This is a genomic window from Plasticicumulans lactativorans (genome assembly GCF_004341245.1).
GTDB classification, from domain to species: Bacteria; Pseudomonadota; Gammaproteobacteria; order Competibacterales; family Competibacteraceae; genus Plasticicumulans_A; species Plasticicumulans_A lactativorans.
Genome location: NZ_SLWY01000026.1, coordinates 21,463 through 48,168, shown reverse-complemented (window position 1 = coordinate 48,168; position 26,706 = coordinate 21,463). Strand labels below are relative to the sequence as shown.

The window sequence follows — 26,706 nt, the reverse complement described above, 5'->3', positions numbered from 1 at the left end:
CGCCGACACCGTCGCCCTCGGCCTGCGTCACGACTTCTAAGTCCTCCCAGGGCCCGGGGTTCCCTCGGGCACTTCGGGCGCGGGCAACCGCGCCCCCCGCTTTCCGAGAGCGGTGGACGGCCTTGCGGGGCGGTCCACCGCTCTCGTCGCTTTCCGCGACCGCAGGGACTTTGCGGTGACGCAGCGGCCCGCCCGCGAAACCTTCCCTGCCCGTCGGCGTGCCGTTCAGCCGGCCGCGGCGAAGGCCGGGTGATAGGCGACCTCGCCCTGCGGCACCCCGCCGTCGAAGGCGAGCGCGAGGAAGTACTCGGGCGGCACGCCGGCGAGCGTCAGCCCCGGCTGCGGCGCGAAGCCGAAGCGGCCGTAGAACTCGGGCTCGCCGAGCACCACGCAGCCCCGGGCGCCGCGCGCGCGCAGCACCTCCAGCCCGCAGCGCACCAGCACGCTGCCGATCCCCTGCCGCTGCCGCTGCGGCGTCACCGCCATCGGCCCGAGGCCGAACCAGCCACTGGCGCCGTCGGCCACCTGCACCGGCGAGAAGGCGATGTGTCCGACCACCTGCCCGTCGCGTTCCGCGACCAGCGACAGCGTCAGCGCGGCATCGGCGCGCAGCGCCGCGATGATCGCGGCCTCGGTCTGCTGGCTGAACGGGTGCGAGGCGAAGGCTGCGCGCGTCAGCGTTGCGATCGCCGCCGCATCGGCCGCGGTTTCGGGGCGGATCGCCGGCTCGTGCGCACCGCCGCCGTCCGCGCCGAGCGCCACCAGCTCGGCGACGAGCGCGCGGCCGCCGCCGTCGACGAAGCCGTGACCGTGGCCGTCGAACGCCCGCAGCGTGGCCGCCGGCAGCCGCGCGAGGTAGCGCCCGGCGTGGGCGAACGGCACGACCGCGTCGTCGCGGCCGTGGCACACGACGATGCGCGGCACGCCGGCGAGGCGGGCCGGAAAGTCTTCCGGCAGGGCGAACCCGGGCATGTCCCAGTCGGCATCGGCGCCCCAGTACGGCGCCGCCGCCAGCAGCACGCCGGCGACCTCGACCGCACCGCTGCCCTCCTCCGCCAGGTACTTCAGCAGCACCGCACCGCCCAGCGAGTGGCCGGCCAGCACCCAGCGCCCGTGCAGCCCGGCGAAGACCTCGCCGAGCGCCTCGCGCCAGCGCGGCCAGCGGGGGCGTTCGGGGTCCGGCATGCGCGGTGCGAGCAGCATGCCGCCGGCGGCTTCGAGCCCCGCGCGCAGCGGCGCGAGCAGCGCGCCGCTGCCCTGCGGCCCGTCCTGGGCGCCGGCGCCGTGGATGAACAGGACCTGCAGCGTCATCGTCGCTTCCCTCTCCTCGATCGGGCCGCCAGTCGCACCCGGTTTCAGGCCGCGCAGGGCTGCGGCGCCGGTGCAAGCGCCGCGGCGAGGCGGGCGCAGTCGGTCTCGGTGCGCAGGCGCGCGAACAGCTCGGCGGCCTCGGGGTAGCCGGCGCGCAGGTACGACAGCCACAGCTTGAGCCGTCCCGGCGCGTGGCGCGGCGCCAGGCGCTGGCAGACGCCGGCGAAGTACGCCGCCACCCGCGGGCGCAGCGCCGGCCACGGCAGCGTCACGGCCGGGCGACCGGCGCCGGCGGCGCGGATCGCCAGCGCGAGGCCGGGCCGGGTGACCAGGCCGCGGCCGAGCATCAGGTCGGCGCAGCCGGTCTCGGCGCGGCAGCGCAGCGCGTCGGCCGCGCTCCAGATCTCGCCGTTGGCGACCACGTTGACCGCCACCGCCTCGCGGATGCGCGCGATCCACTCCCAGTAGGCGGGCGGGCGGTAGCCGTCGGCCTTGGTGCGGGCGTGCACGGTGAGCTCGTCGATGCCGCCGCCGGCGAGCGCCTGCGCGCAGGCGAGCGCGGGCGCGGTGTCACTGATGCCGAGGCGCATCTTGGCGCTGACCGGCACCGCCGCCGGCACCGCCGCGCGCACCGCGGCGGCGATGCGCCCGAGCAGCTCGGGTTCGGCGAGCAGCACCGCGCCGCCGCGGTGACGGTTGACCGTGGGCGCGGGGCAGCCGAAGTTGAGGTCGATCGCCGGGGCGCCGAGTTCGGCCGCGCGCGCGGCGTTGTCGGCGAGGCAGGCGGGGTCGGCGCCGAGCAGCTGCACCTTCACCGGCACGCCGGCCGCGGTGCACCCGCCCTGGGTGAGCTCGGGCACGCGGCGCAGCCACGCCGCCGGCGGCAGCAGCTGGTCGGTGATGCGCACGAACTCGGTCACGCACAGGTCGATGCCGCCGACCGCGCTGAGGATGTCGCGCAGCAGGGCATCGGCGAGCCCTTCCATCGGCGCCAGCACGAGCCGGCCGGCGCCGCCGCCGTGCGCCATCACGTCGCCTTGCGGCCGATCAGCTCGATCGGGTAGCCGTCGGGGTCCTCGACGAAGGCGATGATCGTGGTGCCGGCGTTCATCGGCCCGGCCTCGCGCAGGATCTTGCCGCCCTTGGTGCGGATCGCCTCGCAGGCGCGGTAGACGTCGTCGACTTCGAGCGCGATGTGGCCGTAGCCGCCACCGAGTTCGTAGCGGTCCACGCCCCAGTTGTAGGTGAGCTCGATCTGCGCGCCGTGCGGGTCGTCGGCGAAGCCGAGGAAGGCGAGCGTGAACTCGCCGGCCGGGTAGTCCTGCCGGCGCAGCAGCGTGAAGCCGAGCACGTCGGTGTAGAAGGCGATGGAACGGTCGAGGTCGCCGGTGCGGAGCATGGTGTGCAGGATGCGCATCGCGGGGGTCTCCTGGCGTGCGGAACGGACGGGGCGCGGCGCAGCGGGCCGCGCGGGCGATCGCCAGTATGCGCGGCGACCGCGGCGGCGCAAATGCGAAGGGCGCCCGCAGGCGCCCCCGGGGTGCAGCGGCCTCAGCGGCCCTTCAGCGCGGCGATGCGCATGCGCAGGGCGTTGAGCTTGATGAAGCCGTCGGCGTCGGCCTGGTTGTAGGCGCCGGCGTCGTCCTCGAAGGTGGCGATGTTCATGTCGAACAGCGTGTCCTCGGACTTGCGCCCGGCGACGATCACGTTGCCCTTGTAGAGCTTCAGCCGCACCACGCCGTTCACGTACTGCTGCGAGGCGTCGATCATGCCCTGCAGCATGCGCCGCTCGGGCGACCACCAGTAACCGTTGTAGATCAGGCTGGCGTAGCGCGGCATCAGTTCGTCCTTGAGGTGGGCGACCTCGCGGTCGAGCGTGATCGACTCGATCGCGCGGTGCGCCTTCAGCATGATGGTGCCGCCGGGGGTCTCGTAGCAGCCGCGCGACTTCATGCCGACGTAGCGGTTCTCGACCAGGTCGAGGCGGCCGATGCCGTGCTCGCCGCCGATGCGGTTGAGCGTGGCGAGCACCTGCGCGGGCGACAGCGCCTGGCCGTCGATGGCGACGATGTCGCCGCGCTGGAAGCCGAGCTCGAGGTAGCGCGGGACGTCGGGGGCCTTCTCGGGCGACACGGTCCAGCGCCACATGTCCTCCTCGGCCTCCTGCCAGGGGTCTTCGAGCACCTGGCCCTCGTAGGAGATGTGCAGCAGGTTGGCGTCCATCGAGTACGGCGACTTGCGCCCGTAGCGGTCGACGGCGATGCCGTGCTGTTCGGCGTAGTCGAGCAGCTTCTCGCGCGACAGCAGGTCCCACTCGCGCCACGGCGCGATCACCCGGACGCCCGGCTTCAGCGCGTAGGCGCCGAGCTCGAAGCGCACCTGGTCGTTGCCCTTGCCGGTGGCGCCGTGGGAGACCGCGTCGGCGCCGACCTCGTTGGCGATCTCGATCAGGCGCTTGGCGATCAGCGGCCGGGCGATCGAGGTGCCGAGCAGGTATTCGCCCTCGTAGATGGCGTTGGCGCGGAACATCGGGAAGACGAAGTCGCGCACGAACTCCTCGCGCAGGTCGTCGATGTAGATCTGCCTGACGCCGGCGGCCTGGGCCTTGGCGCGCGCGGGTTCGAGTTCCTCGCCCTGGCCGATGTCGGCGGTGAAGGTGACGACTTCGCAGCCGTAGGTTTCCTGAAGCCACTTCAGGATCACCGAGGTGTCGAGGCCGCCGGAATAGGCGAGCACGACTTTCTTGATGGCGGACATGGGTTTACCTATCGAGCGCAGGGACGTGACGCCGGCCCCGGGGGCCGGAGGGGAGCGCTACTTTATGCCTTGGACGGCGATGGTCAAGGCTACAGCCAGCCGGCGCGGCGCAGGCGGAAATACAGCAGCACGCAGAGCCCGCCGGCCGCGGCCATCAGCGCCGGATAGGCCCAGTGCCAGCGCAGCTCGGGCATGTAGTCGAAGTTCATGCCGTACACCGAGAACAGCATGGTCGGCACCGCGAGGATCGCGCCCCAGCCGGCGAGGCGCTTGGTGGCCTCGTTCTGGCGCACCGAGACCAGCGAGGCGTTGACGTTGAGGGCGGTGAGGACGATCTCGCCGACGCTGTCGACGCTCTCGGTGACGGTGCCGACGTGGTCGGCGACGTCGCGCAGGTAGGGCTTGAGCTCCGTCGGGATCAGGTCCTCCTCGGTGCTCATCAGCGCGCTGCACACCTGCGCCAGCGGCACCACGGCGCGGCGCACCTTCATGATCTGGCGCTGGAAGCGGTAGATGCGGCGGATCACGCTCTGGTCGATGCGCTCGCGGAACAGCAGTTCGTCCTCCAGCCTGGCGAGGTGGTCGTCGAGGCCGTTGACGATCGGGAAGAACTGGTCGACGAGCGCGTCGAGCAGGGCGTAGAGCGGGTAGGCCGGCCCCCAGGCCATGCGCTCGGGGCGACGCTCGCAGGCGGCGCGCACCCGCGCGTGGCCGGCGGCGGCGCCGTGACGCACCGTGACCAGGTAGCGCCTGCCCAGGAACAGGTGGGTCTCGCCGAAGCGCAGCTTGTCGCCCTCCATCCACGCGGTGCGCAGCGCGATGAACAGCGACTCGTCGTAGCGTTCCACCTTCGGCCGCTGGTGCGCGGTATGGGCATCCTCCACCGCGAGTTCGTGCAGGCCGAAGGCCGCCTGCACCTGGCGCATCAGCGCCTCGCCGGGCTCGTGCAGGCCGAGCCAGACGAAACCCTCGTCCTGCGCCAGCGCCGGCGCGATCGCGTCGAGCGCGAGGTCGCACGCGGGCGCGCCCGGACGGTAGTGACGGCAGTTGACGACGGCACCGGCGGGATCGGGCATGGCGGGGCTTCCTCGGCAGGCGCCCGGGCTTGGCGGGCGGGGTTCGACGGTCGCCGCCGCGCGCCGCGCCGTCACCGGCGTGCGGCGGCGCTCAGCCGGCGGCGAGTTCGAGCAGCGCCTCGCGCAGCACCAGCGCCTGGTTGCGCTCCTCGTCGCGGGCACCGTACACCAGCGTGAGCGGGCGCGGGTACGCGGCGTCGAGCAGCGCCTGCAACGGCTGCCGGCGCTCGGGCATCGCCAGTTCCGCGCGGTAGCGCGCGCGGAAGTCCTCCCAGCGCGCCGGGTCGTGCCCGAACCAACGGATCAGTTCCGGCGACGGCGCGAGCTCGCGCGCCCAGGCATCCAGGCGCAGCGCGTCGCGGCTGCGCCCGCGCGGCCAGAAGCGGTCGACGAGCACGCGGTAGCCGTCGGCGGCGGTCGGTTCGAGGTAGGCGCGCCGGATCAGCACCCGGCAGGGGATCGGCGACATGGTCCGCTCCGCGGGTGACCGGCGCCCAGCAGGCCGCAGCGGTGGCGCCCGCGTCAAGCGCCAGCGCAGCGGCCCGCCGCGGTTCCCCGCGGCCGACCGCTGCGCTGCCTCGCGGGGCCGGGCTCAGCGCCGCACCGGGCTCAGCTCCCCGTCGGCCGCCAGCACCGGCGCCGCGCGCGGGACGCGCAGCGCCGTCACCACCTGCAGCGCCAGTGCCAGCGCGCCGACGATGAACACCACGTCACCGCCGGTGCGCACCCAGCGCAGCGTCTGCAGGAGCTCCTGCTGCATGAACGCCTCGCTGCGCGCGAACCACAGCCCCTCGCTCACGCTGGCGTGGAACTGGATGATGCCGATCGGCAGCAGGCTGGTGGCGATCATCAGCACCAGGCCGGCGTTCAGGCCGCAGAAGGCGACCCGCATCAGGCTGCGGTTGAACACGAGCTGCGGCCGCAGGTAGCGCAGCACCAGCAGCGTGAAGCCGAGCGCGAGGAAGCCGTAGACCCCGAACAGCGCGGCGTGCGCGTGCACCGGCGTGGTGTTGAGCCCCTGCACGTAGTACAGCGCGAGCGGTGTGTTGATCATGAAGCCGAACACCCCGGCGCCGAGCATGTTCCAGAACGCCACCGCAACGAAGCAGCGCAGCGGCCAGGCCAGGTGCTCCATCCACGGCGCGCGGGTCTTCAGCCGCCAGTTCTCCCAGGCCTCGTGGCCGAGCACGATCAGCGGCACCACCTCGAGCGCGCTGAAGCTCGCGCCGACCGCCATCACCGGCGTGGTGGTGCCGGCGAAGTACAAGTGGTGGAAGGTGCCGGGGATGCCGCCGAGCATGAACAGCGACGCCGAGGCGAGGCTCGCCGCGGTCGCCAGCGGCCGCGACACCAGCCCGAGGGTCGAGAAGATGAAGGCCAGCGCCGTGGTCGCGAACACCTCGAAGAAGCCTTCGACCCACAGGTGCACCACCCACCAGCGCCAGTACTCCATCACCGACAGGTGCGTGCGTTCGCCGTAGAAGAAGCCGGCGCCGTAGAACAGCCCGATCGCCACCACCGAGGCGGCGAGCAGCGCCAGCAGGTTGCGGTCGCCGGCGGGCGCACGCAGCGCCGGCACGATGCCGCGCAGCATCAGCAGCAGCCAGAAGGCGATGCCGGCGAACTTGCCGATCTGCCACAGGCGGCCGAGGTCGACGTACTCGTAGCCCTGGTGGCCGAGCCAGAAGTTGAGGTTCGCGGGCATCACCTGCGCGATCGCCAGGTAGTTGCCGACGAAGGAGCCGACGACCACCACGACCAGCGCCCAGAACAGCACGTCGACGCCGAGCTTCTGGTACCGCGGGTCACGGCCGCCGTTGATCAGCGGCGCGAGGAACAGGCCGGCGGCGAGGAAGCCGGTGGCGATCCAGAACAGCGCGCTCTGGATGTGCCAGGTGCGCACCAGCGCGTACGGGAACCACTGCGACAGGTCGATGCCGTAGAAGGTCTGCCCCTCGACCGTGTAGTGGGCGGTGAAACCGCCGAGGAAGACCTGGAAGGTGAACAGCGCCACCACCAGGAACAGGTACTTGCCGAGCGCGCGCTGCGAGGGCGTCAGCGCGAAGCTGGTCAGCGGGTCGCGGGCGGGGGCGTCGGGCAGCGGCTCCTCGTGCTGGCGCAGGAAGGCCCAGCCCCAGACCAGGAAGCCGACGCCGGCGAGCAGCACGACGATGCTGGCGATCGACCAGACGACGTTCTCGCCGCTCGGCCGGTTGCCGATCAGCGGCTCGTGCGGCCAGTTGTTGGTGTAGGTCACCGCCTGGCCGGGGCGCTCGGTGGCCGCCGCCCATGCGGTCCAGAAGAAGAAGTGCGTCAGCTGCGTCCGCCGCGCGGCGTCGGGCAGCGTGTTCTCCTTCATCGCGAAGCTCTCGCGGCTCTTGTGCAGCTCCGGCGCATCGGCGAACAGGCGCTGGTAGTAGTCCGCCGTCTGCGCGATCGCCTGCGCGCGGCGCACCGACACCGTCAGCACGCCGCTCGCGGCGTCGGCGCGGTTGCCACGGTACTCGGCGCGCAACTGCTCGCGCAGCGCCGCCTGCGCCGGCGCGTCGAGCGCGGCGTAGGGGCGGCCGTGGGCCTGCTGCGCGGCGAGGTCGAGCCACGCGCCGAGCTCGCGGTGCAGCCAGTCGGCGGTCCAGTCCGGCGCCTGGTAGGCACCGTGGCCCCAGATCGAGCCGAGCTGCATGCCGCCGACCGATTGCCAGGCGGTCTGGCCGTCGAGGATGTCGTCGCCGCCGAACAGCGCCCGGCCGTCGGCGGCGACCACCTGCTGCGGGATCGGCGGTGCCTGCCGGTAGACCTCGCTGCCGTAGTAGCCGAGCAGCGAGAAGGTGACCACCAGCACGGCGATCAGCGTGAACCAGAGTCTGCGGTACGGACCCATGATCGATGCCCTCCTTGCGCGGCTCAGGCCTGCGGCCACGGCGCGCCGGCCGTCGCCTGCTCGAACAGGACGTTGTTTTCGAGGTGGATGTGTTCCATCAGGCCCTCGCGCAGCGTGCGCAGGCCGAGGTAGAGCGCGCGCCAGGTGTTGCAGGCGCCGCGCGGCAGCGTGATGTCGCGGGTCAGCTCGGCGATGCGCTGCAGGGCCTCGCCGTGCTCGTCGTGCTCGTGGCGCAGCACCGCGATGGGGCCGCCGGCCAGCACGCCGTGGCCGCCGGCGAGCAGCGGGAACAGCACCTCCTCTTCCTTCTGCATGTGGTTTTCGAGCTCGCGCCACATCGCGCTGAGGTGCGCGGCGAGGCCCACCGGGCAGTCGGCACGGTCGCCGTGCACCCGCTCCACCTTCTCGGCCAGGCGGATCAGCTCGGGCAGTTCGTCGCGGTGGCGCTCGTGGAAGCGCGTGATGATGTGGTCGATCAGCTCGGCCGGCGTCGCCGTGCCCCAGTCGCGATTGGCCGGCCCGGCGTGGTCGAGCAGGTCCTGCAGTCGTGCGGCAACGGCCGGGCCGTCGACGCCCCGGGCCGCGGCGGCGTCGCGCAGGCTGTGCTTGCCGCCGCAGCAGAAGTCGAGCTGGTGGTCATGGAACACCCGGGTGGCGCCGGCGATGCGGCGGGCCAGTTGCCCCAGGGGTTGGTCTAGCAGATTCATCGCAAGGTCTCCTGATCGGTTGACACCGGAGCCGTTGCGAATCGTGTGCCACTAATAAAATTCTTTTAAATCATTATATTGAATAAATTATGGTCATATTTACCCTAATCTGTTAAGGTAATAATTACCTCAAATGGTGATTAATACCCCGATGGATGACACCCTGCTCGCCGATCTGGTCACCGACCTGCCCCGGGCCGAGCGCCTGCAGCGCCTGGTGAGCCGGCTGCGCGCGCGTTTCCGCTGCGGTGCGGTGGCCCTGCTGCAACTCGAAGAGGAGCAGCTGCGCCCGGTCGCGGTCGACGGCCTGGTCGGCGATGCCCTGGGCCGGCGCTTCGTCGTCGGCCAGCACCCGCGCCTCGCCGCGATCCTGGCGCGCCGCGGCGTGACCCGCTTCCATCACGACAGCAGCCTGCCCGACCCCTACGACGGGCTCATCGACGAACACGCCGGCGAACCGCTGCCGGTGCACGACTGCATGGGCATCGGCCTGCACGTCGAAGGCCGGCCCTGGGGGGCGCTGACGCTCGACGCGCTCGACGTCGGCACCTTCGACGCCGCGGCGCAGGCGGAGCTGCAGCGCCTCGGGGTGCTGATCGAAGCCGCGATCCGCACCACCCGGCTCGAAGCCGAGATCCGCGCACTGCGCCTCGCCCGCGGCGATGCACGGGTCGACGGCGGCGGGCGCGACGAAGGCGAGATCGTCGGCCAGAGCGCGGCCATCGGCCGCCTGCTGCACGAACTCGACGTGGTCGCCGACAGCGAGCTGCCGGTGCTGCTGCTCGGCGAGACCGGCGTCGGCAAGGAGCTGTTCGCGCACCGGCTGCACCGCCTGTCGCGCCGCCGCGCGCAGGCGCTGGTGCACGTCAACTGCGCGGCGCTGCCCGAATCGCTGGCCGAGAGCGAGCTGTTCGGCCACGCGCGCGGGGCGTTCTCGGGCGCGCTCAGCGAGCGGCCGGGGCGCTTCGAGGCGGCCGACGGCGGCACGCTGTTCCTCGACGAGGTCGGCGAGCTGCCGCTCGCGGTGCAGGCCAAGCTGCTGCGCACGCTGCAGAACGGCGAGATCCAGCGGCTCGGCGCCGACCGCCCGCGGCGCGTGGACGTGCGCGTGATCGCCGCCACCAACCGCAACCTGCGCGAGCACGTGCGCGACGGCTCGTTCCGCGCCGACCTCTACCACCGGCTGTCGGTCTACCCGATCCCGATCCCGCCGCTGCGCGAGCGCGGCAACGACGTGCTGCTGCTCGCCGGGCGCTTCCTCGAACTCAACCGCGCGCGCCTCGGCCTGCGCAGCCTGCGCCTGTCGGGTGCGGCGCAGGCGGCGCTGCACCGCTACCGCTGGCCGGGCAACGTGCGCGAGCTGGAGCACGTCATCAGCCGCGCCGCGCTCAAGGCAATGAGCCGCGGCGTGGACCGCAGCGCCATCGTCACGCTGGAAGCCGACCTGCTCGACCTGGACGGGCTGGAGGCGCCCGCACCGCCCCCCGCGGCGGTCCCCCCCACCGCCGCGGCGCCGGCCGACGCCACCACGACGCTGCCGCCGCTGCGCGAGGCGGTCGACGCCTGCCAGCGCGACGCCATCCGGCAGGCGCTCGCCGCACACGGCGACAACTGGGCGCGTGCGGCGCGCGCGCTCGGGCTCGACGCCAGCAACCTGCACAAGCTCGCGCGCCGCCTCGGCCTCAAGGGTTGAGGGCGGAGGCGCGGGCCGCGGCTAGAGCCAGCCGGCGCGCTTCAGCCGCCGGTGCAGCAGCAGGCAGGCGGCGCCGGTGAGCGCGACGATGGTCTCGTAGCCGTAATGCCAGTGCAGTTCGGGCATGTTCTCGAAGTTCATGCCGTAGACGCCGAACACCATCGTCGGCACGGCGAGGATCGCGCCCCAGCCGGCCAGCGCCTTGGTGACGTCGTTCTGGCGCATCGAGGCGAGCGACAGGTTCACCTGCAGCGCGGTGGAGAGCATCTCGCGCATCGCGTCGATGGCCTCGCTGATGTGCAGCGCGTGGTCCTGCACGTCGCGGAAGTACGGCTTGATCGGGCCCGGCACCAGCGCCATGCGAAAGCCCATCAGCGCGCTGCACATGTCGACGATCGGCGCCACCGCACGGCGCAGCTCGACCAGGTCGCGCTTGATCGCGTAGATCGCCTCGGTCGAGGCGCGGTCGAAATGGCCGCTGAAGATGCCGTCCTCGAGCGCGGTGAGCTGGTCCTCCAGCGCCTCGGCGACCGGGAAGTAGTGGTCGACGACGAAGTCCATCAGCGCGTAGAGCACGAAGCCCGTGCCCTTCTCCAGCAGGTGCGGCGCGGCCTCGCAGGCGGCGCGCGCGGGGCGGTAGCTCTGCGAGGCGCCGTGGCGCACCGACACCACGTAGCGCGCGCCGACGAACACGTGCGTCTCGCCGAAGTGCGCGCTGCCGTCGATGATCTGCGCGGTGCGCAGCACCACGAACAGCGAGTCGTCGAAGGTCTCGACCTTGGGCCGCTGGTGCGCCTTGTGCGCATCCTCGACGGCGAGGTCGTGCAGGCCGAACTGCTGCTGCACCCGTCGCATCAGCTCCTCGTCGGGCTCGTACAGGCCGAGCCAGACGAAGCTGTCCTCCTGCTTCAGCGCCGCGCCGATCTCGTCGATGCCGATGTCGCGGACGCGACGGCCGGCGACGTACAGCGCGCAGTTGACGATGCCGGGACGGTCTTGCGTCATGGCGGCGGCTCTCCGGGCGGTGGTGGCGGTGCGTCCGTCTGCCGCGGACGCTGCCGCCGAGTATACCGGCGCCGCCGCGCCCGGCGGCCGACGTAGAATGCGCCCCCGTCACCTCACCGGACGCCCGCCATGCGCCTCACGCTCACCCGCCCCGACGACTGGCACCTGCACCTGCGCGACGATGCCGCGCTCGCCACCACGGTGCCGCACACCGCGCGCCAGTTCGCGCGCGCCATCGCGATGCCCAACCTGCGCCCGCCGGTGACGACGACCGCGCAGGCGCTCGCCTACCGCGACCGCATCCTCGCCGCGCGCCCGCCCGGCAGCGATTTCACGCCGCTGATGACGCTCTACCTGACCGACCGCAGCGACCCGGCCGAGATGCGCGCGGCGCGCGCCTCGGGGCAGGTGGTCGCCTGCAAGCTCTACCCGGCCGGCGCCACCACCAACTCGGATTCGGGCGTGACCGACATCCGCCACATCCGCCCGGCGCTCGCGGCGATGGAGCGCGAGGGCCTGCTGCTGCTGGTGCACGGCGAGGTGACCGACCCGGACATCGACCTGTTCGACCGCGAGGCGGTGTTCATCGAGCGCGTGCTCGCGCCGCTGCTCGCCGACTTCCCCGGCCTGCGCGTGGTGTTCGAGCACATCACCACCCGCGACGCGGTCGACTTCGTGCTCGCCGGCGACGAACGCCTGGGCGCCACGATCACCGCGCACCACCTGCTCTACAACCGCAACGCGCTCTTCCAGGGCGGCATCCGCCCGCACTACTACTGCCTGCCGGTGCTGAAGCGCGAGACCCACCGCGCGGCGCTGCTCGCCGCGGCCACCAGCGGCCATCCGCGCTTCTTCCTCGGCACCGACAGCGCCCCGCACACGCGCAGCACCAAGGAGGCCGCCTGCGGCTGCGCCGGCTGCTACACCGCCGCCACCGCGCTCGAGCTCTACGCCGAGGCCTTCGAGAGCGCCGGCGCGCTCGCGCGGCTGGAGGCCTTCGCGAGCTTCCACGGCGCCGACTTCTACGGCCTGCCGCGCAACAGCGGCACGCTCACGCTCGAGCGGGTCGAGCAGGCGGTGCCGGCGAGCTTCGCGTACGCCGACGAGGCGCTGGTGCCGCTGCGCGCCGGCGAGACCCTGCGCTGGCGCCAGGCCAGCGCCTGAGCGGGCGCCGCGGCGCCCCCGTACAAAAGGAAAGGGCGTGCCCGGATGATCCGGGCACGCCCTGCGGGCAGCCGCGGGGGCCTGCGCCCCCGGCGCGCGGTCAGTCCTCGCGCATCGCGCGTTCGTGATGCGGCGCGATCGACAGCCGGGCGACGATCGCGACCAGGTACAGGCTCGCCACCAGCACCACCGCCGCGACGCCGGTCGCGGTGTCGAGGAACTCCTGCAGCGCGGCGAACTCGGCGCCGTCGAAAACCCCCGCGATCAGGCGCAGCGCGCCCATGACGACCGCCGCGACGATCGCGGTGATGAAGCCGTAGTAGCTGACGGCGTCCGACCCGGACTTGCCCACGCGCTTGGCGGCGGCGGACGTGGCCGGCGTCGACGCGACGGTCGAAACCGGGGAGGAAGCGTTGATGCTGATGGCCATGATGGAATCCTCTTGCACGATGCTTGAACCTGTCCGGCTGCCCCTGGCAACCGATCCGACTCGCCGGGGCTCAGGGCGTCACCGGTTTGTTGCAGTGCAATATATCCTCCTTCACGCGCCTTGGGTCATCCGCTGTTGATGAAAAGAATTAAGAACTTGGCGTCGTTTTGCTTGAACCAGCGGGCGCCGCGGACACGCCGCCGGCGCCTGCGCGCGACCGCCCCGGCCAACGAAAACGGGCGTGGCGCGGCGCCTCGGCGCCGTCCACGCCCGTCGGACGGAGGCTCAGTTCTGCGGGGCCGGCGCGGGCGGCGGCGCGGCCGGTGCCGGGACGCCCGGGGGTGCCGGCGGCTCCGTCCGCCTCCACGCGCCGTGCCGGGGCATGTCGCTGAAGCGGTCCAGCGTCGCCTTCTGCTGCGGATCGAGCGTGGCGTAGAAGGTTTCGAGCGCACTGCCCATCGTCTTCATGTCGGCGAGCCGCTCCTCCATGAAGGTGACGCGGGCCTGGTGGCGCTCGACGGCGTTGAGCCCCTGCATGCGGTCACGCTGGGCCTTCATCTCCTCGGGCGTCATCCGGTGGTCCTGGGCCGCGGCCTGGAACGCGTTCCACGCCGCCTCCTGGTCCGGGCGCAGCTTCAGGTCGGCCTTCAGGGTGGCGAAGCGCTGTTCACGGTGCTGCTGCATCATCGCCCAGTGCTGGGCCGGGTCGCCGCGGCCGGGGCCGGCCCCATAGCCGGGGCCGGGGCCGGGACCGGGGCCGCAGCCCGGGCCCATGCCGGGGTCGGCGAGGGCGGCGCCGCCGAGACCGACCGCGAGCGCGACGGCGACGAGCAGTTTGCGGGCGGGAGTGTCGAAAGCTTTCATGATGGCCTCCTGAACGGGCCTGTGGTCCTCGGCGATCATCAGACACCCGCCACTTTGCGCCGGCGTGTTCCCGGCGCAACGGCGCGTAAGCGAATGTAAGCACCCGCTTACATCGTCCCCGGCCGCCGCGGCGACGCGCTATAAGGGCGGCATCGTTCCTGCCCGCGCGCGCTGCGCGCCCTGCGCCATGCCCGAACACCTCCTCGTCGTCGACGACGACCCCCAGTTGCGCGAGCTGCTCGCCGGCTACCTGGGCCGCAACGGCTACCGCGTCAGCACGGTCGCCGACGGCCGCGGCCTGTGGTCGGCGCTCGACGCCGGCGGCGTCGACCTGGTGATCCTCGACCTGATGCTGCCCGGCGACGACGGCCTGGTGCTGTGCCGCAACCTGCGCGCGCGCTCCAACCTGCCGGTGATCATGCTCACCGCGCGCGGCGACGACCTCGACCGCATCCTCGGCCTGGAGATGGGCGCCGACGACTACCTGCCGAAGCCCTTCAACCCCCGCGAACTGCTGGCGCGCGTGCGCGGGGTGCTGCGCCGCACCCACGGCAACGGCGAGCCCGCCGGCTTTGAGCTGCGCCGCCTGCGCTTCCACGGCTGGACGCTCGACCTGCAGGCGCGGCACCTGGTGTCGCCGGCCGGGGTGGTGGTGGCGCTGTCGGGCGCGGAGTTCCGCCTGCTGCGCATCCTGCTCGAACGCGCCGACCGCGTGGTGAGCCGCGACACGCTGATCGAGCTCACCCAGGGCCGCGAGGCCACGCCCTTCGACCGCAGCGTCGACGTCCAGGTGAGCCGCCTGCGCCGGCGCCTCGACGACGACCCGCGCGAACCGGCGATCATCAAGACGCTGCGCAACGAGGGCTACCTGCTGGTCGGCCCGGTCACCCGCGAACGCTGATGCTGCCGCGCTCGCTGTTCGGACGGCTGCTGCTGTTCCTGCTGCTCGGGCTGGTCGCCGCGCAGGCGCTGAGCGCCTGGCTGCTGCTCGCCGACCGCGGCAGCGCGCTGTACCGCGTGCTCGCCGCCGACAACGTCGCGCGCATCGGCGCGATCGTGGAACTGCTGGACGAGATGGGCGACGACGACCGCGAGCGCATCGCCAGCGCGCTCGACCTGCCGCCGCTGCGCATGGCGGTGGACCTGCCGTGGAGCGAACTGCCGGCCGACCGCTCGCCGCCCGCGCGCGCGCTCGCCGATGCCCTGCACGAGCGCCTCGGCGACGAGCGCCCGCTCAGCGTGAGCCTCGCCGAGCCCGGCCACGTCGAGCCGGGACACGCCGCGCCCGCCCGCCGGGCGAGCTTCTTCATCCAGGTCGGCCTGCGCGACGGCGCGGTGGTGAGCTTCCTGCACGAGCTGCCGCGCACGCTGGTGCAGCGCCCCGACCGCGTGCTGGCCTCGCTGGCGATCCTGCTGGTGTCGGTGGTCGTGCTCGCCGTGCTCGCGGTGCGCGCGCTCACCCGCCCGCTGCGCACCCTCGCGCACGCCGCCACCGAACTCGGCCACGACCTCGAGCGCCCGCCGCTGGCCGAGGCCGGCCCGCTCGAGGTGCGCGCCGCGGCGCAGGCGTTCAACACCATGCAGGCGCGCCTGCGCGCCTACCTCGACGACCGCGCGCGCATGCTCGCCGCGGTGTCGCACGACCTGAAGACGCCGCTGACGCGCCTGCGCCTGCGCGCCGAACTGATCGACGACGAGGCGCAGCGCACGCGCATCCTCGCCGACCTCGACGAGATGGAGGCGATGGTGCAGGACACGCTCGACTACATGCGCGGGGTCGAGCGCGGCGAGCCGGTGACCCGCCTCGACCTGCTCGCGCTGATCGACGCGCTGGCCGACGATGCCGCCGACGCCGGCACCGCGATCGCCGTCGAGGGCGGCCTGCGCGCGCCGGTCGCCGGGCGCCCGCTGGCGCTCAAGCGCTGCCTGCAGAACCTGATCGACAACGCCCGCGCCTACGGCGGCGGCGCGCTGCGCATCGTCGTCGAGGACGGCGCGGCGGCGGTGACGGTGCGGGTGCTGGACGACGGGCCGGGCATCCCCGCCGCCGAGCTCGAACGCGTGTTCGAGCCCTTCCACCGCCTCGAAGGCTCGCGCAGCCGCAACACCGGCGGCACCGGGCTCGGGCTCGCGATCGCCCGCAACATCGCCCGCGCCCACGGCGGCGAGCTCAGCCTCGCCAACCGCCCCGAGGGCGGGCTGGAGGCACGCCTGACGCTGCCGCGCTGACGGCGCCGCTCACTTGCCCTTGGCGCGCGCGAAGGCGTCGGCGAGCGAGCCGCCGGCGGGCTTCGCCGGCGGTGCGGCGCCCTTGCCGGCGCGCGGCGGGGCCTCGCGCGGCGTCGGCGCGACGCGCTCGCGGCGGTCGTCGGCGAGGCGCATCGTCAGCGCGATGCGCCGGCGCTTGACGTCGACCTCGAGCACCTTGACCTTGACCACGTCGCCGGCCTTGACCACCTCGCGCGGGTCCTTGACGAAGCGGTCGGACAGACACGAGATGTGCACGAGCCCGTCCTGGTGCACGCCGATGTCGACGAAGGCGCCGAAATTGGCGACGTTGGTCACCACGCCTTCGAGGATCATGTCGGGACGCAGGTCCTTGAGCTCCTCGACCCCCTCGCGGAACACCGCGGTGCGGAACTCCGGGCGCGGGTCGCGGCCGGGCTTCTCGAGTTCGAGCAGGATGTCGCGCACCGTCGGCACACCGAAGCGCTCGTCGGTGAAGGTCTCGGGCTTCAGCGTCTTCAGGAAGGCCGCGTCGCCGAGCACCGCGTCGATGCCGCGCCCCGAGCGCTTGAGGATGCGCTCGACCACCGGGTAGGCCTCGGGGTGCACCGCGGAACGGTCGAGCGGGTTGCTGCCGCCGTTGATGCGCAGGAAGCCGGCGGCCTGCTCGAAGGTGCGCTCGCCGAGGCGCGCCACCTTCAGGAGCTCCCGGCGGTTGCGGAAGGCACCGTGCTGGTCGCGGTAGTCGACGATGTTGCGCGCGAGCGTGGTGTTGAGCCCGGCGACGCGCGCGAGCAGCGGCGCCGAGGCGGTGTTGACGTCGACGCCGACGGCGTTGACGCAGTCCTCGACCACCGCGTCGAGCGTGCGCGCGAGGCCGCCCTGGTCGACGTCGTGCTGGTACTGGCCGACGCCGATCGCCTTGGGGTCGATCTTCACCAGCTCCGCCAGCGGGTCCTGCAGCCGGCGGGCGATCGACACCGCCCCGCGCAGGCTGACGTCGAGCTGCGGGAACTCCTGCGCCGCCAGCTCCGACGCCGAGTACACCGAGGCGCCGGCCTCCGACACCACGAGCTTGCTCAGGCCGAGCTCGGGGTGGCGCTGCATCAGCTCGGCGACGAGCCTGTCGGTCTCGCGCGAGGCGGTGCCGTTGCCGATGCTGATCAGCTCGACGCGGTGCGTGCGGCACAGCGTGGCGAGCGCCGCCAGCGTGCGGTCCCACTGCTGGTGCGGCACGTGCGGGTAGAGCGTGTCGGTGGCGAGCAGCTTGCCGGTGGTGTCGACCACCGCCACCTTGACGCCGGTGCGCAGTCCTGGGTCGAGGCCGAGGGTCACGCGCGGGCCGGCCGGCGCGGCGAGCAGCAGATCGTGCAGGTTGCGCGCGAACACCTTGATCGCCTCGTCCTCGGCGTCGGCGCGCAGGCGCGCCTTGAGTTCGAGGTCGAGGTGGGTCTGGATCTTCACGCGCCAGGCCCAGCGCGCGGTCTCGACCAGCCAGGCGTCGGCGGCGCGGCCCTGCGCGGCGATGCCGAAGCGCGCCGCGACCATGCCCTCGCAGGGGTTGACCGTGCCCGGCGCGCCGAGCTCGAGCGCGAGGTTCAGCACCCCCTCGTTGCGCCCGCGGAACAGCGCGAGCGCGCGGTGCGAGGGGATCTTCTTCAGGCTCTCGGCGAAGTCGAAGTAGTCGGCGAACTTGGCGCCGGCCTCGGCCTGGCCGTCGACCAGCGTCGCGCGCAGCACGCCGTGCTCCCACAGGTACTCGCGCAGGCGTCCGAGCAGCTCGGCGTCCTCGGCGAAGCGCTCCATCAGGATCTGGCGCGCGCCGTCGAGCGCCGCCTTGACGTCCGCCACGCCCCTGTCGGCAGCGACGAAGCCCGCGGCGAGGCGCTCCGGGTCCTGCGCCGGATCGGCGAGCAGGGTCTCGGCGAGCGGCGCGAGGCCGGCCTCGCGGGCGATCTGCGCCTTGGTGCGGCGCCTGGGCTTGTACGGCAGGTAGAGGTCTTCGAGGCGCTGCTTGGTGTCGGCGGCGAGGATGTCGGCACGCAGCGCCTCGTCGAGCCTGCCCTGCTCGTCGATGCTCCTCAGCACCGCGGCGCGGCGCTCCTCGAGCTCGCGCAGGTAGCCGAGGCGCTCCTCGAGCCGGCGCAGCTGGGTGTCGTCGAGGCCGCCGGTGACTTCCTTGCGGTAGCGCGCGACGAAGGGCACGGTCGCGCCCTCGTCGAGCAGCCGGGTGGCGGCGTCGACCTGGGCCGGGCGGACGCCGAGTTCGGTGGCGATGGTCTGGGCGATGTTCATGACGGGGGCGGCCGGTGGACGGGACGGGAGGGGGCGCGGCGCGGGCGCCGCGGCCGGCGGGCGATCAGAACAGCGGCTTCGCGCTGACCAGCAGGCCGTCCTCATCGGCGTACACGTAGTGGCCGGGGGTGAAGGTGACGCCGGCGAAGCGCAGCACCACGTCGCGCTGGCCCTCGTTGCGCTTGACCGTCTTCAGCGGGTGCACGCCGAGCGCCTTGACGCCGATGGCGGTGTCGCTGATCGCCGCGGAGTCGCGGATGCAGCCGTTGACGATCACGCCGGCCCAGCCGTTCTTCTCGGCCAGCGCCGCGAGCTGGTCGCCGAACATCGCGCAGCGCATCGAGCCGCCGCCGTCGATCACCAGCACGCGCCCCTGGCCGGGCTCCTCGAAGGCCTTGCGCACCAGGGAGTTGTCCTCGAACGCCTTGAGCGTCGAGAGCGGACCGAAGAAGCTGATGTCACCCCCGTAATCGCCGAAGATCGGCTCGGCGATCTGCACCTTGTCGGCATGATCGTCACACAGGTCGGCGGTCTTGAAGCCCATGGCATGGCCCTCGCGGCAGGGTGGAAACGGCGCCGGAGTGTAGCACCGCCCCCAACGGACTTTTAACGCCGCAGCGCGCCAGCATCAGCGTCGTCCCAGCCGCCCGCCGGAGGTGCGACGCCGATGAAAGCCCTGCTCCTGCTGCCGATCTTCGCGCTGACGCTCGGCGTCGGCCGGGTCTGGGTGGCGCTGCTCGCTTACCTGGCGAGCCTGCCGCCGCCGGCCGCTCCCGATACCCCGCGCGCGGCACGCGTCGTCGCCCTGCACCGCGCGACCGTCGTGCCGCTGGCAGACGACGGGCGCCGGCGGGCGCGACACTGACTCCCCGTCGCCCAAAGAAAAAGCCCGGCCAGGGGCCGGGCTTGCGCGGGGGGTGCGCCGGTACCGTGATCAGGCGGCGTTCTTCACCGGGGCGGTCTGGCCGAGCGGGAAGTGCACTTCCTCTTCCAGCTCCTGCTCGACGTCGACGCTGCCGTCGAGGTGCTTGCGCATGCGCTCGACATCGAGCTCGCCTTCCCACTTGGCGACGACGATGGTGGCGATGCCGTTGCCGATCAGGTTGGTCAGCGCGCGCGCCTCGGACATGAAGCGGTCGATGCCGAGGATCAGCGCCAGGCCGGCGACCGGGATGGTGCCGATCGAGGCGAGCGTGGCGGCGAGCACCACGAAGCCCGAGCCGGTGACGCCGGCGGCGCCCTTCGAGGTCACCATCAGGATGCCGAGGATGGTCAGCTCCTGCACCAGCGAGAGCTCCACGCCGGTGGCCTGGGCGATGAAGATCGCGGCCATCGTCAGGTAGATCGCGGTGCCGTCGAGGTTGAACGAGTAGCCGGTCGGGATCACCAGGCCGACCACCGACTTCGAGCAGCCGAGGCGTTCGAGCTTGTCCATCATGCGCGGCAGCACCGACTCGGACGACGAGGTGCCGAGCACGATCAGCAGCTCTTCCTTGATGAACTTGATGAAGCTCCAGATGCTGAAGCCGGTCCACTTGGCGATGCCGCCGAGCACCAGGAACACGAACAGCACGCAGGTGAGGTAGAACGAGCCCATCAGCACGGCGAGGTTGCCGAGGGTGCTGACGCCGTACTTGCCGATGGTGAAGGCCATCGCGCCGAAGGCACCGATCGGGGCGACCTTCATGACGATGCCGACCACGCCGAACATGCCGTGCGCGATCTGGTCGAGGATCTTGACCAGCGGACGGCCCTTCTCGCCCATCGCCGCCAGCGCGAAGCCGAACAGGATCGCGAAGAACAGCACCTGCAGGATGTCGCCCTTGGCGAAGGCGTCGACGATGTTGCCCGGGACGATGTTCATGAAGAACTCGGCCGTGGTCTGCTGCTTCTGCGCCGCCGCGGTGAAGCTGGCGATGGAGCTGGTGTCGATCGTCGAGACGTCGGCGTTGACGCCGGCACCCGGCTTGACCAGGTTCACCACCAGCAGGCCGATCGCCAGCGCGAAAGTGGTGACGATCTCGAAGTAGACCAGCGCCTTGGCACCGACGCGGCCGACCTTCTTCATGTCTTCCATGCCGGCGATGCCGACGACCACGGTGCAGAAGATGATCGGGGCGATGACCATCTTGATCATCTTGATGAAGGTGTCGCCGAGCGGCTTGAGGTCGACGCCGAGCTTCGGCTGGAAGTGGCCCAGAACGATGCCGATCGCGATCGCGGTCAGCACCTGGAAGTACAGGCTCTTGAAAATCTTGGGCATGTGATCTCCTCCAATCGTGACGTTGGGCCGGCTTTGCTGACCGGCTCGCAGACCGTTAGAGCAGCTTCGATGCCAAACCCGGCTGACACCCGAATTTTTCTGATTTCCCCTTGAGAATAAGTCGCTTGAAAATTTTACCCGAGTCCCGGACGGCCCCGCCCGGGGCTCCGGCGGATGGATATCCGCACGGCGGCCGGGGTGCGCCGTGCGGAGCTTCGCCCACGGCGCCGAAAACGCGGAGAGCGGCTCGCGCCGCTCTCCGGGGGGGACTCGCGGGCAACGCCGCGCGCTTCACTCGAGCAGGCTGCGCAGCATCCAGGCGGTCTTCTCGTGCACCTGCATGCGCTGCGTGAGCAGGTCGGCGGTGGGCTCGTCGTTGGCCGCGTCGACCACCGGGAAGATCGAGCGCGCGGTGCGCACCACGGCCTCCTGGTCGGCGACGAGCTGGGCGATCATCTCCTCGGCCCTGGGCACGCCAGTCTCCTCGCGCAGCGAGGTGAGCTCGGCGAACTGGCGGTAGCTGCCGGGCGCCGGGAAGCCCAGCGCGCGGATGCGTTCGGCGATCAGGTCGACCGCCAGCGCGAGCTCGTTGTACTGCGTCTCGAACATCAGATGCAGCGTGTTGAACATCGGCCCCTTCACGTTCCAGTGGAAGTTGTGGGTCTTCAGGTACAGCGTGTAGGTGTCCGCCAGCAGGCGGGCGAGGCCCTCGCCGATCGTCTGGCGATGCGCGTCGTCGATGCCGATATCGATGCTGCTCATGACGGGTGTCTCCGTGTCCGGGGTACCGAACGGGAAGCCGCGCGCGGCGGCTTCCCGGCCCGCACCAGTATTGGTCCGGCACGCCGATCGTGCCAATCGATCCTGCGCATGGTCCCGGTAGGCCGCGGCTATGTACGCGCAAGGGTTTGCGCGGCGGCGCATTTGCGGTCAAATTGCCGCCCGGCCGCGTCCGCGCTGCCGTGTCCCGTCCGCCAGAACCAGCAGGATCGTGCCCATGAGCCGTTCGGAAGAACTCTTCGCCCAAGCCCGACAGGTCATCCCCGGCGGCGTCAACTCACCGGTGCGCGCCTTCAACGGCGTCGGCGGCACGCCGGTGTTCTTCCGCCGCGGCGAGGGCGCGTACCTGTTCGACGAGGACGGGCGGCGCTACATCGACTACGTCGGCTCGTGGGGGCCGATGATCGCCGGCCATGCGCACCCGCAGATCGTCGGGGCGGTGATCGAGGCCGCGCGCAACGGGCTGTCGTTCGGCGCGCCGACCGCCGCCGAGACGGTGCTGGCGCGCAAGGTCATCGAGCTGCTGCCGTCGATCGAACTGCTGCGCATGTGCTCCTCGGGTACCGAGGCGACGATGAGCGCGATCCGCCTGGCGCGCGGCTACACCGGGCGCGACAAGATCGTCAAGTTCGAGGGCTGCTACCACGGCCATTCCGACTCGCTGCTGGTCAAGGCCGGCTCGGGCATGCTCACGCTCGGCGTGCCGACCTCGCCCGGGGTGCCGGCCGAACTCGCTGCCCACACGCTGACGCTGCCCTTCAACGACGCCGCCGCGGTCGAGGCCTGCTTCGCCGAGCTCGGCGGGCAGATCGCCGGCGTCATCGTCGAGCCGGTCGCCGGCAACATGAACTGCATCCCGCCGCTGCCGGGCTTCCTCGAAAGCCTGCGCGCGCAGTGCGACCGCCACGGCGCGGTGCTGATCTTCGACGAGGTCATGACCGGCTTCCGCGTGGCGCGGGAGAGCGCGCAGGGGCTGTACGGCATCCGCCCCGACCTCACCACGCTCGGCAAGGTCATCGGCGGCGGCATGCCGGTCGGCGCCTTCGGCGGCCGGCGCGCGATCATGGAGCGGCTCGCCCCGCTCGGCCCGGTGTACCAGGCCGGCACGCTGTCGGGTAATCCGGTGGCGATGGCCGCCGGGCTCGCCACGCTGGAGCTGCTGAGCGCGCCGGGCTTCCACGCGCGCCTCAGCGAACTGAGCCGCGCGCTCTGCAGCGGGCTCGAAGACGCCGCGCGCGCCGCCGGCGTCGCCCTCACGACGCAGCATGTCGGCGGCATGTTCGGCCTCTTCTTCACCGAGCGCACGGTGCACACCTACGCCGAGGCCACCGCCTGCGACGTCGGGCGCTTCCGGCGCTTCTTCCACGGCATGCTGGCCGAAGGCGTCTACCTCGCGCCGTCGGCCTTCGAGGCCGGATTCGTGTCCGCGGCGCACAGCGACGCCGACATCGACGCGACCCTCGCCGCCGCACAGCGCGTGTTCGCACGTTTGTAAGCTTCATCTTCCATCCACTCAGCCTGACGACGAGGTTCAGGGCAGACCCGGGTGTGCCTGCTGCGACGAGTGCGTCCGCAGCAGCCGGCGGGTCACAACGACAGGAGCTTGACCATGCAGATCGCCTTCCAGGGCCAGATCGTGATCGTTGGCGGGGGCGCCATCGGCTGCGCCGTGATTCCGCTGCTGCTGCGCCACCTGCGCGGCGCCGACGGCGAACCTCCGCGCATCGACATCATCACCGCCGACGAACGCGGCGCCGCCGTGGCGCGCCAGCACGGCCTCGGCTTCACCGTGCAGCCGCTGACGCGCGACAACTACGTCGGGGTGCTCGAACCGAGGCTGCGGGCCGGTGATCTGCTGCTCAACCTGTCCGTCGACGTATCGAGCATCGACCTGGTGCGGCTGTGCCACCGCCTCGACGCGCTCTACGTCGACACCTGCATCGAACCCTGGGCGGGCGGCTACTACGACGCCGAGGTGCCGATTGCCGAGCGCACCAACTACGCGCTGCGCCGCCAGGCGCTCGCGCTGCGCGACGAACTCGGCGCCGGCCCGACCGCGGTGCTCGCGCACGGCGCCAACCCCGGGCTGATCAGCCACTTCGCCAAGCAGGCGCTGCTCGACGCCGCCGCGGCAGCGGGGCTGGATGCGCCGGTGCCGGACGGGCGCGCCGGCTGGGCCGCGCTCGCGCAGCGCCTGGGCGTTGCGGTGGTGCACTGCGCCGAGCACGACTCCCAGCGCGGCACGACCCCCAAGGCCATCGGTGAGTTCGTCAACACCTGGTCGGTCGACGGCTTCATCAGCGAAGGACTGCAGCCGGCCGAGCTCGGCTGGGGCACGCACGAGCGCGCCCTGCCCGCCGATGCGCACACCCATGCGGACGCCGACGCGCCGGCGATCTTCCTGCTGCGCCCCGGCGCCGGCACCCGCGTGCGCACCTGGACGCCCAAGGCGGGCCCGATCGCCGGCCACCTGATCACCCACAACGAGGCGATCTCGCTCGCCGACTACCTGACCGTGCGCGATGCCGCCGGGCGCGCGGTGTACCGGCCGACCGTGCACTACGCCTACCACCCGTGCAGCGATGCCATCCTGTCGCTGCACGAACTCGCCGGACGCGGCTGGCAGGCCCAGCCGCGCCAGCGCATCCTGCTCGACGAGGCCCTGCCCGACGGCCACGACGAGCTCGGCGCACTGCTGATGTACGGCGAGGACCGGGTGTACTGGTACGGCACCACGCTCGACGTGGCCGCGGCGCGCCGCCTCGCGCCGCACAACAACGCCACCTCGCTGCAGGTGGCGGCCGGCGTGCTCGGCGCCGTCGTCTGGGCGATCACCCAGCCGCGCGCCGGCCTGGTCGAGGCCGAGGACATGGACCACGCGCAGGTGCTCGCCACCGCCCGCCCCTACCTCGGCGAGCTCGCCGGCTTCCACGGCCGCTGGAACCCCCTCACCGACCGCTACCACGGCATGCCGCGCCCCGCGGGCGAGTCCGACGCGCCCTGGCAGCTCGCCCACTTCCTGCTGCCCTGAGTCCCCTGGCCCGCCCGCGCGCCGCGGGCGGGTGCGTCAGCGCGCGCCGAGCCAGTTGCGCAGCGCACCGAGCACGCCGAGGCCGACGAACATCACGAAGGTCCACACCGGCATGCTGAAGCCGAGGAAGGTCCAGTCGATCTTGGCGCACTCGCCGCTGCCGCGCAGCACGGTGCCCAGCACCTCGAGCAGCGGGAAGGTCTCCCACAGGTAGTCGAAGCCGGGGCCGCAGGCCGGCACCTGGTCGGCCGGCAGGCTCTGCAGCCAGACCTGGCGGCCGGCCACGCCGGCGCCGGCGCCGGCGGCCAGCGCGATCAGCAGCGCGTACACCCGCGAGCCCCAGGCGCGCGGCTCGTGCAGCGCCGCGACGATGAACACCACGCCCAGCGCGGCCAGCGCCACGCGCTGCAGGATGCACAGCGGGCAGGGTTCGAGCAGCAGGTAGTACTGCGCGTAGAGCGCGTACATCAGCCCCAGCAGGCAGGCGAGGAAGCCGAGGACGTTGATCAGGCGCGGCGAACGCGGCTGCGTGGCGGAGATGGCGCTGGACATGGCGGTGGGTTCCGGGCCGTTGGCGTTGGACCCGGCATTATCGCCCTCCGCGCCCGGCGGCGGGCAAGCCGATCAGGGCGCCGGCCGCGCGCGGTCGACATGGCCGAGATCACGCGCCGGCGCGATCAGGTCGCGCACCCGCTGCTTGAGCTCGGCGGCCTCGGGGAAGCGCCCCTCGGCCTTGCGCGACCACACCACGGTCCCCTGCACCCGCACCTCGAAGGTGCCGCCGGTGGCGGGCTGCAGGGCGACCTCGCCGAGCTCGGCGTCGAAGGTGCTGAGCAGTTCCTGTGCGAGCCAGGCGGCGCGCAGCAGCCAGCGACACTGCGTGCAGTAGGCGATCTCGATGCGGGGCCGGCGGATCTCGTCGCTCACGGGCATGGCTCCTGTGCGGGGGGTCGGGGGGTACGTCAGTCGAGGCGTTCGAGGAAGGCGCTGCCGCCGAGGCGGTCCATCTGTTCGAGGATCCGCTGCGCACGGCCGCGCACGTAGGCCGACGGCGCCTCGACGCGGTAGCGCTCGGGGTTGGGCAGCACCGCGGCGAGGCGCGCGGCCTCGGCGCGGGTCAGCGCCCGTGCCGGCTTGTCGAAGTAGCGCCGGGCGGCGGCCTCGGCACCGTACAGGCCGCTGCCGAACTGGGCGACGTTCAGGTACACCTCGAGGATGCGCCGCTTGCCCCACAGCGCTTCCTGCAGCACCGTGAACCAGGCTTCGAGGCCCTTGCGCAGCCACGAGCGGCCGGACCACAGGAACACGTTCTTCGCCACCTGCTGGGTCAGCGTGCTGGCGCCGCGCAGGCGCCCGCCGTCCTCGGCCTCGTCGAGCGCGCGCTGGATCTCGACGAAATCGAAGCCGGCGTGGTCGGGGAAGCGCTGGTCCTCGGCGGCGAGCACGGCGAGCGCGAGCGCCGGCGCGATCGCCTCGAGCGGTACCCAGGTGTGCTCGGGCGGGCGACCGTGCTCGATCCAGTCGCCGAGCATCACCGCCGAGGTCGGCAGCGGCAGCCAGCGCAGCAGCCCGACCACGAGCACCGAGCCGAGGACGAACGCCAGCGTGGCCCTGGCCAGCCAGCGCAGCAGGCGCCGCCCGCGGCCCGCCCGCGCGGGCGGCCAGGCCGCGCCGGCGGCTCCGGGGTCGATGCCAGGGTGATGCGGGCCGTGAGGGTCCATGCGTCAGAACACTCCGAAAGCGATGCCGGCGGCGAGGGTCTCGCCGAGTTCGCGGGCGCGCGCCAGGGCGGCGGCGTCGACCTCGCCGCGCACGATCAGCGCCTCGCACACCGGCTTCAGCGGGTAGCCGCGGGCGATGCGCTCGATCGCGGCGAGCGCCCCGCTGCCGTCGTTGCCGGCGCTGATGAACACCGCGTAGGGCAGCCCCTCGACGCGGCCCTGCGCCGGGTAGTAGGTGCGGTCGAGGAAGTCCTTGAGCGCTCCCGACATGTAGCCGAAGTTCTCGGGCGTGCCGAGGAGCAGGCCGTGCGCCCACAGCAGATCGTCGAGGCCGGCGTCGAAGGCGCGCAGCCGCCGCACCTCGACCTCCTCCACCGCCTGCGCGCCGGCGTGCGCCGCCTGCGCCAGCGCCTCGGTGTGGCCGCTCTGCGAGTGGTAGACGATCAACAGATGGCGGCGCGCGGACATCGCGGCAGTATGCCGCCGTGCCGGCTGCGCACAA

The 26,706-nt window shown here is 72.3% G+C and carries 26 protein-coding genes and 1 pseudogene; 7 read left to right on the top strand and 20 right to left on the bottom strand.

Annotated elements, in window-relative coordinates:
- Positions 1-225: 225 nt before the first annotated feature.
- The 9 genes and pseudogenes from EV699_RS20340 to ytfE form a co-directional block, all read right to left on the bottom strand.
- Positions 226-720 carry a GNAT family N-acetyltransferase gene (locus tag EV699_RS20340; protein ID WP_243662731.1) on the bottom strand — a complete coding sequence of 165 codons (495 nt, stop codon included), beginning with the start codon at positions 718-720 and terminating at the stop codon, positions 226-228.
- An 81-nt stretch (positions 721-801) separates the two neighbouring features.
- Positions 802-1,185 (bottom strand): annotated as a pseudogene (locus EV699_RS20335) (alpha/beta hydrolase); the annotation flags it as partial.
- Positions 1,186-1,355: 170 nt separating this feature from the next.
- On the bottom strand, positions 1,356-2,339 hold the full coding sequence (locus EV699_RS18165; protein WP_132545473.1) for a tRNA dihydrouridine synthase: 984 nt from the start codon (positions 2,337-2,339) through the stop codon (positions 1,356-1,358).
- On the bottom strand, positions 2,339-2,728 hold the full coding sequence (gene gloA / locus EV699_RS18160; RefSeq protein WP_132545471.1) for a lactoylglutathione lyase: 390 nt from the start codon (positions 2,726-2,728) through the stop codon (positions 2,339-2,341). Before gloA ends, EV699_RS18165 begins: the two co-directional genes overlap by 1 nt.
- 134 nt (positions 2,729-2,862) lie before the next feature.
- Positions 2,863-4,068: an argininosuccinate synthase gene (locus EV699_RS18155; RefSeq protein WP_132545469.1), complete on the bottom strand. Its 1,206-nt coding sequence runs from the start codon at positions 4,066-4,068 to the stop codon at positions 2,863-2,865.
- A gap of 89 nt (positions 4,069-4,157) precedes the next feature.
- Positions 4,158-5,144 carry a magnesium and cobalt transport protein CorA gene (locus tag EV699_RS18150; protein WP_132545467.1) on the bottom strand — a complete coding sequence of 329 codons (987 nt, stop codon included), beginning with the start codon at positions 5,142-5,144 and terminating at the stop codon, positions 4,158-4,160.
- Positions 5,145-5,235: 91 nt separating this feature from the next.
- On the bottom strand, positions 5,236-5,613 hold the full coding sequence (locus EV699_RS18145; protein ID WP_132545465.1) for a DUF488 domain-containing protein: 378 nt from the start codon (positions 5,611-5,613) through the stop codon (positions 5,236-5,238).
- Positions 5,614-5,736: 123 nt separating this feature from the next.
- Positions 5,737-8,025, bottom strand: coding sequence for a nitric-oxide reductase large subunit (locus EV699_RS18140; RefSeq protein WP_132545462.1), 2,289 nt, complete (start codon positions 8,023-8,025; stop codon positions 5,737-5,739).
- Positions 8,026-8,048: 23 nt separating this feature from the next.
- On the bottom strand, positions 8,049-8,732 hold the full coding sequence (gene ytfE / locus EV699_RS18135; RefSeq protein WP_132545460.1) for an iron-sulfur cluster repair protein YtfE: 684 nt from the start codon (positions 8,730-8,732) through the stop codon (positions 8,049-8,051).
- A 151-nt stretch (positions 8,733-8,883) separates the two neighbouring features.
- Between ytfE and norR the strand changes: the two genes are divergently transcribed.
- Complete coding sequence (norR, locus tag EV699_RS18130; protein ID WP_132545458.1) at positions 8,884-10,425, top strand: nitric oxide reductase transcriptional regulator NorR; 1,542 nt, start codon at positions 8,884-8,886, stop codon at positions 10,423-10,425.
- A 21-nt stretch (positions 10,426-10,446) separates the two neighbouring features.
- On the opposite strand, the gene EV699_RS18125 is transcribed toward norR, so the two are convergent.
- Positions 10,447-11,430, bottom strand: a complete 984-nt coding sequence (locus EV699_RS18125) for a magnesium and cobalt transport protein CorA (protein ID WP_132545456.1) — start codon at positions 11,428-11,430, stop codon at positions 10,447-10,449.
- Positions 11,431-11,559: 129 nt separating this feature from the next.
- Between EV699_RS18125 and pyrC the strand changes: the two genes are divergently transcribed.
- Positions 11,560-12,594, top strand: coding sequence for a dihydroorotase (pyrC, locus tag EV699_RS18120; protein WP_132545454.1), 1,035 nt, complete (start codon positions 11,560-11,562; stop codon positions 12,592-12,594).
- 100 nt (positions 12,595-12,694) lie between these two features.
- On the opposite strand, the gene EV699_RS18115 is transcribed toward pyrC, so the two are convergent.
- Positions 12,695-13,024, bottom strand: a complete 330-nt coding sequence (locus EV699_RS18115; protein WP_132545452.1) for a hypothetical protein — start codon at positions 13,022-13,024, stop codon at positions 12,695-12,697.
- A gap of 285 nt (positions 13,025-13,309) precedes the next feature.
- Positions 13,310-13,888, bottom strand: a complete 579-nt coding sequence (locus EV699_RS18110) for a Spy/CpxP family protein refolding chaperone (protein WP_165904204.1) — start codon at positions 13,886-13,888, stop codon at positions 13,310-13,312.
- A gap of 187 nt (positions 13,889-14,075) precedes the next feature.
- On the opposite strand from EV699_RS18110, the gene EV699_RS18100 reads away from it, so the two are divergent.
- Positions 14,076-14,789, top strand: a complete 714-nt coding sequence (locus tag EV699_RS18100; RefSeq protein ID WP_132545446.1) for a response regulator — start codon at positions 14,076-14,078, stop codon at positions 14,787-14,789.
- Positions 14,789-16,117: an ATP-binding protein gene (locus EV699_RS18095; RefSeq protein WP_207923025.1), complete on the top strand. Its 1,329-nt coding sequence runs from the start codon at positions 14,789-14,791 to the stop codon at positions 16,115-16,117. The genes EV699_RS18100 and EV699_RS18095 overlap by 1 nt, the downstream gene beginning before the upstream one ends.
- Positions 16,118-16,126: 9 nt before the next feature.
- On the opposite strand, the gene EV699_RS18090 is transcribed toward EV699_RS18095, so the two are convergent.
- Positions 16,127-18,409, bottom strand: coding sequence for a Tex family protein (locus EV699_RS18090; RefSeq protein WP_132545444.1), 2,283 nt, complete (start codon positions 18,407-18,409; stop codon positions 16,127-16,129).
- Positions 18,410-18,473: 64 nt separating this feature from the next.
- Entirely contained in the window at positions 18,474-18,953 is a 480-nt protein-coding gene (rraA, locus tag EV699_RS18085) for a ribonuclease E activity regulator RraA (RefSeq protein ID WP_132545442.1), read from the bottom strand.
- Positions 18,954-19,076: 123 nt separating this feature from the next.
- On the opposite strand from rraA, the gene EV699_RS18080 reads away from it, so the two are divergent.
- Entirely contained in the window at positions 19,077-19,274 is a 198-nt protein-coding gene (locus EV699_RS18080; protein WP_132545440.1) for a hypothetical protein, read from the top strand.
- A gap of 69 nt (positions 19,275-19,343) precedes the next feature.
- On the opposite strand, the gene EV699_RS18075 is transcribed toward EV699_RS18080, so the two are convergent.
- Positions 19,344-20,672, bottom strand: a complete 1,329-nt coding sequence (locus EV699_RS18075) for a dicarboxylate/amino acid:cation symporter (RefSeq protein ID WP_132545438.1) — start codon at positions 20,670-20,672, stop codon at positions 19,344-19,346.
- Between the two features lie 291 nt (positions 20,673-20,963).
- Positions 20,964-21,434, bottom strand: a complete 471-nt coding sequence (locus EV699_RS18070; RefSeq protein ID WP_132545436.1) for a Dps family protein — start codon at positions 21,432-21,434, stop codon at positions 20,964-20,966.
- 235 nt (positions 21,435-21,669) lie between these two features.
- On the opposite strand from EV699_RS18070, the gene hemL reads away from it, so the two are divergent.
- Positions 21,670-22,947, top strand: coding sequence for a glutamate-1-semialdehyde 2,1-aminomutase (gene hemL, locus EV699_RS18065; RefSeq protein ID WP_132545434.1), 1,278 nt, complete (start codon positions 21,670-21,672; stop codon positions 22,945-22,947).
- Positions 22,948-23,061: 114 nt separating this feature from the next.
- The gene (locus EV699_RS18060) at positions 23,062-24,483 is read left to right on the top strand and encodes a saccharopine dehydrogenase C-terminal domain-containing protein (RefSeq protein WP_132545432.1); all 1,422 of its coding nucleotides are present in this window, start codon (positions 23,062-23,064) and stop codon (positions 24,481-24,483) included.
- 36 nt (positions 24,484-24,519) lie between these two features.
- On the opposite strand, the gene EV699_RS18055 is transcribed toward EV699_RS18060, so the two are convergent.
- From EV699_RS18055 to EV699_RS18040, 4 genes are all read right to left on the bottom strand, one after another.
- On the bottom strand, positions 24,520-25,035 hold the full coding sequence (locus EV699_RS18055) for a disulfide bond formation protein B (protein ID WP_132545430.1): 516 nt from the start codon (positions 25,033-25,035) through the stop codon (positions 24,520-24,522).
- 72 nt (positions 25,036-25,107) lie between these two features.
- On the bottom strand, positions 25,108-25,410 hold the full coding sequence (locus tag EV699_RS18050) for an Rdx family protein (protein ID WP_243662729.1): 303 nt from the start codon (positions 25,408-25,410) through the stop codon (positions 25,108-25,110).
- A 35-nt stretch (positions 25,411-25,445) separates the two neighbouring features.
- The gene (gene mtgA, locus EV699_RS18045; RefSeq protein WP_132545426.1) at positions 25,446-26,204 is read right to left on the bottom strand and encodes a monofunctional biosynthetic peptidoglycan transglycosylase; all 759 of its coding nucleotides are present in this window, start codon (positions 26,202-26,204) and stop codon (positions 25,446-25,448) included.
- 3 nt (positions 26,205-26,207) lie between these two features.
- Positions 26,208-26,672 (bottom strand): flavodoxin family protein, encoded by a 465-nt coding sequence (locus tag EV699_RS18040; RefSeq protein WP_132545424.1) that lies wholly within the window; start codon positions 26,670-26,672, stop codon positions 26,208-26,210.
- Positions 26,673-26,706: the final 34 nt, after the last annotated feature.

Bases quoted from the DNA above. Each gene is read 5' to 3' on its own strand.
- EV699_RS18165 (WP_132545473.1), bottom strand. From the start codon at position 2,339: ATGGCGCACGGCGGCGGCGCCGGCCGGCTCGTGCTGGCGCCGATGGAA.
- gloA (WP_132545471.1), bottom strand. From the start codon at position 2,728: ATGCGCATCCTGCACACCATGCTCCGCACCGGCGACCTCGACCGTTCC.
- EV699_RS18155 (WP_132545469.1), bottom strand. From the start codon at position 4,068: ATGTCCGCCATCAAGAAAGTCGTGCTCGCCTATTCCGGCGGCCTCGAC.
- EV699_RS18150 (WP_132545467.1), bottom strand. From the start codon at position 5,144: ATGCCCGATCCCGCCGGTGCCGTCGTCAACTGCCGTCACTACCGTCCG.
- EV699_RS18145 (WP_132545465.1), bottom strand. From the start codon at position 5,613: ATGTCGCCGATCCCCTGCCGGGTGCTGATCCGGCGCGCCTACCTCGAA.
- EV699_RS18140 (WP_132545462.1), bottom strand. From the start codon at position 8,025: ATGGGTCCGTACCGCAGACTCTGGTTCACGCTGATCGCCGTGCTGGTG.
- ytfE (WP_132545460.1), bottom strand. From the start codon at position 8,732: ATGAATCTGCTAGACCAACCCCTGGGGCAACTGGCCCGCCGCATCGCC.
- norR (WP_132545458.1), top strand. From the start codon at position 8,884: ATGGATGACACCCTGCTCGCCGATCTGGTCACCGACCTGCCCCGGGCC.
- EV699_RS18125 (WP_132545456.1), bottom strand. From the start codon at position 11,430: ATGACGCAAGACCGTCCCGGCATCGTCAACTGCGCGCTGTACGTCGCC.
- pyrC (WP_132545454.1), top strand. From the start codon at position 11,560: ATGCGCCTCACGCTCACCCGCCCCGACGACTGGCACCTGCACCTGCGC.
- EV699_RS18115 (WP_132545452.1), bottom strand. From the start codon at position 13,024: ATGGCCATCAGCATCAACGCTTCCTCCCCGGTTTCGACCGTCGCGTCG.
- EV699_RS18110 (WP_165904204.1), bottom strand. From the start codon at position 13,888: ATGAAAGCTTTCGACACTCCCGCCCGCAAACTGCTCGTCGCCGTCGCG.
- EV699_RS18100 (WP_132545446.1), top strand. From the start codon at position 14,076: ATGCCCGAACACCTCCTCGTCGTCGACGACGACCCCCAGTTGCGCGAG.
- EV699_RS18095 (WP_207923025.1), top strand. From the start codon at position 14,789: ATGCTGCCGCGCTCGCTGTTCGGACGGCTGCTGCTGTTCCTGCTGCTC.
- EV699_RS18090 (WP_132545444.1), bottom strand. From the start codon at position 18,409: ATGAACATCGCCCAGACCATCGCCACCGAACTCGGCGTCCGCCCGGCC.
- rraA (WP_132545442.1), bottom strand. From the start codon at position 18,953: ATGGGCTTCAAGACCGCCGACCTGTGTGACGATCATGCCGACAAGGTG.
- EV699_RS18080 (WP_132545440.1), top strand. From the start codon at position 19,077: ATGAAAGCCCTGCTCCTGCTGCCGATCTTCGCGCTGACGCTCGGCGTC.
- EV699_RS18075 (WP_132545438.1), bottom strand. From the start codon at position 20,672: ATGCCCAAGATTTTCAAGAGCCTGTACTTCCAGGTGCTGACCGCGATC.
- EV699_RS18070 (WP_132545436.1), bottom strand. From the start codon at position 21,434: ATGAGCAGCATCGATATCGGCATCGACGACGCGCATCGCCAGACGATC.
- hemL (WP_132545434.1), top strand. From the start codon at position 21,670: ATGAGCCGTTCGGAAGAACTCTTCGCCCAAGCCCGACAGGTCATCCCC.
- EV699_RS18060 (WP_132545432.1), top strand. From the start codon at position 23,062: ATGCAGATCGCCTTCCAGGGCCAGATCGTGATCGTTGGCGGGGGCGCC.
- EV699_RS18055 (WP_132545430.1), bottom strand. From the start codon at position 25,035: ATGTCCAGCGCCATCTCCGCCACGCAGCCGCGTTCGCCGCGCCTGATC.
- mtgA (WP_132545426.1), bottom strand. From the start codon at position 26,204: ATGGACCCTCACGGCCCGCATCACCCTGGCATCGACCCCGGAGCCGCC.
- EV699_RS18040 (WP_132545424.1), bottom strand. From the start codon at position 26,672: ATGTCCGCGCGCCGCCATCTGTTGATCGTCTACCACTCGCAGAGCGGC.